Origin of the sequence: Vibrio sp. 10N.239.311.G01, assembly GCF_041465805.1 — a bacterium.
GTDB classification, from domain to species: domain Bacteria; phylum Pseudomonadota; class Gammaproteobacteria; order Enterobacterales; family Vibrionaceae; genus Vibrio; species Vibrio crassostreae_C.
In genome coordinates, this window is the sequence record NZ_JBFSRM010000053.1 from 1 (window position 1) to 7,567 (window position 7,567).

Sequence of the window (7,567 nt, forward strand, 5' to 3'; positions counted from 1 at the left end):
TGACCCTTCTTAAGCCGAGGGTCACCTAGCCAACTGACGTTGTTAGTGAACCTATTCTTGTTCACAAAATATATAGGCCAATTGCGATTATTGCGATTGGCTATTTTTTTGCCTGCAGTTTGGCCAACCGCCCTCTTTTTCGATACAGACACCCATTCAGACGTATAATAATAAGCATTCATAGCCAACCAAGAACAGCAGATAACCAACGCATTATAGAAAACGTTTTCTATTTGTTTTTTTTAAATAAAGACAGAAAATAACCCTATGTTTTACAAGACAATTACTGCAATAACTGGTTTTTATTGGCAATTATTGACAAAATTAGCATTGACTATGTGATTTATATCACCATAATGCGCAAGTTTGCCTGCAATACGGCGACCGTTAATTTTAATTTTGATCATTTGCGGAGGTAAAAAATGGCTGCTGATAATAACTACAGTCTAGGGCCGGTTCCTACATCGGCTAGGAAAGGAGTCGCTTCACTCACCATGGTAATGCTTGGACTCACTTTCTTCTCTGCAAGTATGTGGACAGGTGGTTCACTCGGGACAGGTCTTTCATTCAACGATTTCTTCCTCGCCGTTCTCATCGGTAACCTAATCCTCGGTATTTACACTTCTTTTCTTGGCTACATCGGCTCATCTACTGGCCTCTCTACCCACCTCCTTGCTCGTTTCTCTTTCGGTACTAAAGGCTCATGGCTTCCTTCTGCTTTACTTGGTGGTACACAAGTCGGTTGGTTTGGTGTGGGTGTTGCGATGTTTGCTATTCCAGTACAAAAAGCAACGGGCATTGATACCAACACCTTGATTATCGTATCTGGCTTATTGATGACGGGTACAGTGTACTTCGGCATTCAAGCGCTAATGGTGCTTTCAGCGATTGCAGTGCCTGCGATTGCGATTCTGGGTGGTTACTCAGTACTGACTGCGGTAGACAGTGTTGGTGGACTAGAGCAATTGCAACTTATTAAACCAGAGACGCCAATGGACTTTTCAATGGCTCTTGCAATGGTTGTAGGTTCGTTCGTAAGTGCGGGTACGTTAACGGCCGATTTCGTTCGCTTTGGTAAAAAGCCAGCAAGCGCAGTATTAATTACTATGGTTGCGTTCTTCATCGGTAACTCGCTGATGTTTATCTTCGGCGCAGCAGGAGCAGCAGCAACCGGTCAGGCTGATATTTCAGATGTGATGGTCGCGCAAGGTCTGCTGCTTCCAGCCATCATCGTGCTTGGCTTGAATATCTGGACAACCAATGAAAATGCACTTTATGCATCCGGTTTGGGTTTATCTAACATCACTGGTCGCTCAAGTACTACAATGTCAATCATTAACGGCATTATCGGTACGATTTTCGCACTTTGGTTATACAACAACTTCGTTGGTTGGTTAACCTTCCTTTCGCTGGCGATTCCACCAATTGGTGGCGTAATCATCGCCGACTTCTTCGCGAACCGTAAACGTTACAAAGATTTTGCAAATGCAGAGTTCCAAACCGTTAACTGGGCTGGCATTATCGCGGTAGCAACAGGCGTAGCCGCTGGTCACTTCCTACCTGGCGTTGTTCCTTTGAACGCAGTGTTAGGTGGTGCAATCAGTTACCTCGTGCTTAATCCTCTATTGAACAAAAAAGCTCTGAAATCTCAGGCCGCTTAAGGACACACTATGACAACCTTATTAATCAAGAACGCGAAACTTCAAGACCAAGAAGGCTTGAAACAGATTCTGATTGAAAATGGTCAATTTTCTCGCATTCTCGATAATGGCGCGCAAATCAATCATCAAGGCGACATCCTTGATGCTGAAGGTGGCATTGCAGTTACTCCTTTCTGTGAACCGCACATCCACCTAGATACTACTCAAACTGCTGGTGAGCCTAACTGGAACATCTCTGGCACTTTGTTTGAAGGTATTGAGCGTTGGGCTGAGCGCAAAGAACTGCTATCAATCGAAGACGTAAAGTCTCGTGCCAAGCAAACACTGAAATGGCAGATAGCTAACGGTGTTCAACACGTTCGTACACACGTTGATGTGTCTGACCCAACACTCGTTGCGTTAAGAGCGATGGTTGAAGTTCGTGAAGAGATGAAAGAGTGGGTCGACATCCAGATCGTTGCATTCCCTCAAGAAGGTATTCTTTCATACCCTAACGGCAAAGAGTTGCTTGAAGAAGCAGTGAAGATCGGCGCTGACGTTATCGGTGCTATCCCTCACTTCGAATTCACTCGTGAATACGGGGTTGAATCTTTGCATTATGTGTTCGAGCTTGCACGCAAGTACGACTGTCTGATCGACGTTCACTGTGATGAAATCGACGACGAACAGTCTCGCTTTGTGGAAACATTAGCAGCCCTTGCTCATAAGTTTGAAATGGGCGAGAAAGTAACTGCTAGCCACACCACTGCAATGGGTTCGTACAACAGTGCTTACACATCTCGCCTGTTCCGTCTATTGAAGATGTCAGGTATCAACTTCGTGGCAAACCCGCTAGTGAACATTCACTTACAGGGCCGTTTCGACGATTACCCGAAACGCCGCGGTGTAACGCGCGTTAAAGAGATGCTAGCAGCAGACATCAACGTTTGTTTTGGCCACGATGATGTGTTTGACCCATGGTACCCACTGGGCACAGCGAACATGCTTCAAGTTCTGCACATGGGACTGCATGTAACACAGGTTATGGGCTACGACCAAATCAACAACTCACTTGATTTGATCAGCAAGAACTCTGCTCGCACATTGAACATTCAAGACAACTTCGGTATCGAAGAAGGTAAGCCAGGTAGCTTGCTGATTCTTCCTGCTGACAATGGCTTTGATGCAGTACGCCGCCAAGTACCAGTGAAGTACTCAATACGCCACGGTAAGGTGATTGCAGAGACTCAACCAGCGAAAACAAAAATAAATTTAGATCAAACTGAAGATATCAACTTTAAGCGTTAATATCGTCTATACTAATGATCAAAAGGAAGCTGAGATGCTTCCTTTTGTTGTGTTGGACGAAGCGACAAAACTATCACTAAATCAGTGTAAATCTTGTACATTCGCACGGTATGACAAAAAAAGCACAAATTTCTTAAGCAATGCGTGTACATCTCAAAAGACTGTGTTAACATGCTCTCGCTCTGTTAGCCGGAGTTATTTAAGTTAGATGAATAGTAAAAAATTGACATGTAAAATCGTTACCCGTTTTTGTAAGTAGTTTTTCCTTATTTCTTAGCAATATTAAATAATTCAATTATCAGCGCATTGCATTAAATGCAATCAACAACTTAGAAAATTTATGAATAAGGGACAAATTATGTCTAACACAAATACTGGCACTGTAAAATGGTTTAACGAAGAGAAAGGTTTCGGTTTCATTTCTCAAGACAACGGCGGCGCTGACGTATTCGTACACTTCCGTGCAATCGTTTCTGAAGGCTTCAAAACTCTGAAAGAAGGCCAAAAGGTTTCTTTCGAAGTTGAAAATGGTCAAAAAGGCCTACAAGCAGCAAACGTTGTTGCTCAATAATTAGCTCTTATAGCTAAAACGAATTTTAAAGCGCTGATTTTTATCGGCGCTTTTTTATGCCTGCTTATAAACATTTCCCCTCTCGATACAGGCTTTCCCCCGTAAACTCTGAACAAATGCAAATCACCAGCCAAGCGTCCTCAACCTAGACTTTCTCAATTAAAGCTCAACGATCAATTTACGTCACTTTTTGTATGCACTTCCCTAGACAACACTTAATTCTCAGTAATCTTTTGATACTAACTCACGCTACACCGAAAGTTTGATAAGCCCAAATATGGTTAAAGAACAATCCATTAGATTACGCTTATGAATACGCAATCGATATTCATAATAAAAATGAGTTATTTATCCAACCCTCATCCACTAATCATATAATTTTTAAAGCAAAGACCTTCGAAATCCGCTAACCTTGTTCGCAAGTGGCTTAGTTGTTTTGGTATCTGCAGTAAAAATAATGAACAAAGACGAATTTCAGAAATCCACCGCAAATCTAAAAAAAGCGGTGCCTCTTATGATGAAGAACAGGGTGTCAACGACACCTGCAAATTACGCACTTTGGTACACCTATGTCGATAACGCTATTCCCCAGCTGACTCAAGACATGGATGGTGTTTTAGAACACTACGGTATTTGTCCTCCTGCCGTTGGTGAGCAGCTATACAACAATTATGTTGCCAGCAAATCCGAAACCAATATCAATGACCTTCGCGCTAATTTGGAACTGTTAGTTTCTGAAGTTTCCAATTCAATGAATGACACCCTGACCGACACCTCCGCTTTTTCTGACATGATCGATAAAAGCTTCGAGGACTTGGCTCGTGTTGATAATGAAAGCCTATCTATTGATGAAGTCATGTCCTTAGTTCGACAGCTGGTGTCTGAATCCCGTCATATTCGTCACTCTACTCAGTTTTTAAACTCTCAGCTAAACTCTGCAACCTCAGAGATCACCAAGCTAAAAACCCAGTTAGTAGAAGTTCAGAAAGATGCGCTTTTCGATAGTACAACCACACTCTATAACCGTCGCTCTTTCGACCGTGACATAGAAACCCTGTGTGAAGCACAACAATCTTTGTGTCTGATTCTTCTCGATATCGACCACTTTAAAAATTTCAACGACACCTATGGCCACTTGTTTGGCGATATGGTGCTTAAAGCGATCGCTCGCAAGCTGAAGTTAAGTTGCCGTGAAGGTATTTCTGCCTATCGATTTGGTGGTGAAGAGTTCGCGCTGATTGTGCCTAACAAGTCTTTGCGTATTGCTCGTCAACTCGCTGATACCAATCGTCGCTCTCTAGAAAAGCTGTCGATTAAAGATCGCCGCAGTGGTCAACAAGTCGGCAGTATCACTGCATCGTTTGGTGTCGCTGAACTTGAACCCGGCGAATCAGCTCAATCGCTGATTGAACGTGCTGATAAGCTACTTTATGAAGCGAAATCACTTGGCCGTAACCGAGTCATGCCTTTGTAAAACACACCAACAATGCTCTTATCGACATATTAGTCGGCTCGTATTGAGACTAGAAAGCCCCAAAGTTCATTATCTTCGGGGCTTTTTTTTCTTTAGTTGTATAAATTACTTTAGCTAACTAGGATTCACCGTTAGATCTGGAAGCAATAATTCAAGCAGTAGTCTTCACCACTCTTTGCTCTGAACTCTTTATCTTCACTGCATGCCTTTGGTTTACCCTTTGCGTCACCTTGAATCAAACTGATCCAGTGGCGCATCGCTGCAATGGTCTCTTCACGCATTGTGGTTGTTGCTTCCATTGGTGATTGGCCAAACGTGGTGCATGATTCCAACTGAATATCATCAATTTCTACTAGCTCAATACAACCTGTCCCTTTGTGGCAACCAAACATCACCTCTAGGTGGCTGCCACTGCCATCTCGAAACAAGATAGAGTCTGGGTCGTTCTTCTCACCCATGTACGCTACAAACTGCTTAGGGTGCTTCAGACCGCTGTGCTGACCGTCTTTAAAGTAAGCCATAATATGGCGGTAATCGACTACGTAGCTGGTTACGTCTTGATGTGAGCCATTCTCTAGTGGGAATAGTCGATCAAGCAGCTGCTTTGCTTTCACTTGCTTTTCAGTTTGCTGATTAGCATTGATTGTCTCCACGGCAAAGACAGCTTCAGCGATAAATGGCTTTGATTGTTTTTGGATTTCTGTTTTATCGAATGTAAGCATATTCATAGTCTTTCCCTCTTGACCAGTCCGGTGATAACCACCGATTTCTACAGCAAAAATGTGTCCTAGAGCAATTATTCCAAACTAACGTTTAATTTATTTGTCATTTTGTGAATTGCTTAGTTTGTAGATTAGCGCTTTTTTACATACAATTTCACAACAAAAATTTTACAATGTGAATTTTACAAATATGGCCTTGTCAAAAAGTTTAGTTCGTCAGTCACATTTCCTAGGTACGAAAATACGTAACCTAAGAAAACGTAACCATTTAACGATGGAAGACCTGTCTGCGCGTTGTATTAGAATCGACCCAGAATGTGCTCCTTCCGTTTCTTACCTTTCAATGATTGAACGTGGAAAGCGGGTTCCGAGCATCGATATGCTGGAAGTGATTGCACAGGTCTTTCAGAAGAATCCGACGTGGTTCCTCGACGACGAATCTGAACAACAAGCCATTGCTCCTGATAAGGGGAATCGTGGTGGGATAAGTGGCATGGCGCTCGAGCCGAGCTTCCTATTCTCAAACGACATCCTGCAAATTGCGATTCCTGAGATGCTGTCACAAACGGGCATTTCAGGCCGCCAGTTTGCGCACCTCTTGATTCGAGCACACCAAGAGAGCAACCAGAACCACTTCCCTGACCTTGAGCGCGCTGCGGAAGAAGTAGGCTTAAAACGTCTTAACCTCAGCGTAGAAGACCTGATAGACATCGCTAGAAGCCTAGGAATCAACATCCGCTGGGTAACGCGAACGCCGCAAGACGTAGTCGATGAGCTCGGAATTAACGCTAAGCAGTTGGTGACATCCTTCTTTGAGCCTCCCGGTACTATCTTCTTAAACGAGATCCTTAAAGAGTACCCAACCCGTCTGAAATACGACCTTTCGGTTTATATCGGTCATTGCATTCTGCACAGCAAAGAGGGCCTAAAGAGTGTGTTGTCGGTCGGTAACAACAACACGTGGGACGACAACCAGATATCGGGATCTTCACAGCTCAACTCCCAAGATATTCTTCAAGCATGGCGAGACTTTGAATCTAGCTTCTTTGCTGGTGCACTTCTGTGTCCGAAAGTTCCGTTTAGACAGCTACTCGACCGCACTGGTTACGAAATCGACGTTCACAAAAGAGCAGGGGTTTCCCCCTCTGTTGCGATGCGTCGAATGACTGTAGTATCGCCCTACCCTCACTGGCACTACTTTGATGCTTATGGGCCGGGGAAACTCAAGGCGGTATATCGCGGAAACGGGATTCCACTGCCTTGGGGAAATATGAGAACGGTCGCTGACCCATGTCAACATTGGGCTGTGTTCCGTCGATTATCAGAACCTCGAGCGGGAAGCTCGGCTCAAATATCCATTTTGAACGTGGGTGATGAGCCAAGGATCTACTGCTGTGAATCCATCAATATGACGGATCCTGCGGGCAACAATCGTGTGCTGTGTGCTGGTATAGATCTCAACCCTGCGATTGATGCTCAAGGCGGTAATTCAAGAGACATAGCAGAGCAGCTTAAAGCGTCATGCGTTAACAATGGTGGCTCTGTGGTAATTCCGCGTAACATCAAGAAAGATCTCACGACAATAGCCAAGATTCTAAATATAAATTGGATTGAACGTGGGATTGAGACAGAGGCGAGGCTTATCTGCTCCAGAGGTGGAGAATGCCCACGCCAGCCAAGCTGTTACTCGAAGTGTGGTGAGTAAAAAAGTAATAACAAAAAATAGAACCTAAAATTCAGGCAAAAAAAAAACCAATCACAATAAGGGTGATTGGTCATATATTTTGTGTGAACAAAAAAGGTTCACTAACAACGTCAGTTGGCTAGGTGACCCTCGGCTTAAGAAGGGTCA

General features: G+C 43.7%; 6 protein-coding genes. 5 read left to right on the forward strand and 1 reads right to left on the reverse strand.

Features of this window, described 5'->3' with window-relative positions:
• Window positions 1-422 precede the first annotated feature (422 nt).
• The 4 genes from codB (at window position 423) to AB6D06_RS22135 (ending at window position 4,993) form a co-directional block, all read left to right on the forward strand.
• Window positions 423-1,661, forward strand: coding sequence for a cytosine permease (codB, locus tag AB6D06_RS22120; protein WP_372107147.1), 1,239 nt, complete (start codon window positions 423-425; stop codon window positions 1,659-1,661).
• 9 nt (window positions 1,662-1,670) lie between these two features.
• Window positions 1,671-2,948: a cytosine deaminase gene (locus AB6D06_RS22125; protein ID WP_372107145.1), complete on the forward strand. Its 1,278-nt coding sequence runs from the start codon at window positions 1,671-1,673 to the stop codon at window positions 2,946-2,948.
• A 358-nt stretch (window positions 2,949-3,306) separates the two neighbouring features.
• Window positions 3,307-3,519 carry a cold-shock protein gene (locus AB6D06_RS22130; RefSeq protein WP_004740083.1) on the forward strand — a complete coding sequence of 71 codons (213 nt, stop codon included), beginning with the start codon at window positions 3,307-3,309 and terminating at the stop codon, window positions 3,517-3,519.
• Between the two features lie 457 nt (window positions 3,520-3,976).
• Complete coding sequence (locus tag AB6D06_RS22135) at window positions 3,977-4,993, forward strand: GGDEF domain-containing protein (protein ID WP_017060611.1); 1,017 nt, start codon at window positions 3,977-3,979, stop codon at window positions 4,991-4,993.
• A 131-nt stretch (window positions 4,994-5,124) separates the two neighbouring features.
• Here the strand turns inward: AB6D06_RS22135 and AB6D06_RS22140 are convergent, their stop codons facing one another.
• Window positions 5,125-5,721: a malate synthase gene (locus AB6D06_RS22140; RefSeq protein WP_017060610.1), complete on the reverse strand. Its 597-nt coding sequence runs from the start codon at window positions 5,719-5,721 to the stop codon at window positions 5,125-5,127.
• A 169-nt stretch (window positions 5,722-5,890) separates the two neighbouring features.
• Here AB6D06_RS22140 and AB6D06_RS22145 point away from each other — a divergent pair, with 169 nt between their 5' ends.
• Window positions 5,891-7,420, forward strand: coding sequence for a DUF3612 domain-containing protein (locus tag AB6D06_RS22145; RefSeq protein ID WP_083994278.1), 1,530 nt, complete (start codon window positions 5,891-5,893; stop codon window positions 7,418-7,420).
• Window positions 7,421-7,567: the final 147 nt, after the last annotated feature.

Coding starts and splice junctions, on each gene's coding strand:
- codB (WP_372107147.1), top strand. CDS start 423: ATGGCTGCTGATAATAACTACAGTCTAGGGCCGGTTCCTACATCGGCT.
- AB6D06_RS22140 (WP_017060610.1), bottom strand. CDS start 5,721: ATGAATATGCTTACATTCGATAAAACAGAAATCCAAAAACAATCAAAG.
- AB6D06_RS22135 (WP_017060611.1), top strand. CDS start 3,977: ATGAACAAAGACGAATTTCAGAAATCCACCGCAAATCTAAAAAAAGCG.
- AB6D06_RS22125 (WP_372107145.1), top strand. CDS start 1,671: ATGACAACCTTATTAATCAAGAACGCGAAACTTCAAGACCAAGAAGGC.
- AB6D06_RS22130 (WP_004740083.1), top strand. CDS start 3,307: ATGTCTAACACAAATACTGGCACTGTAAAATGGTTTAACGAAGAGAAA.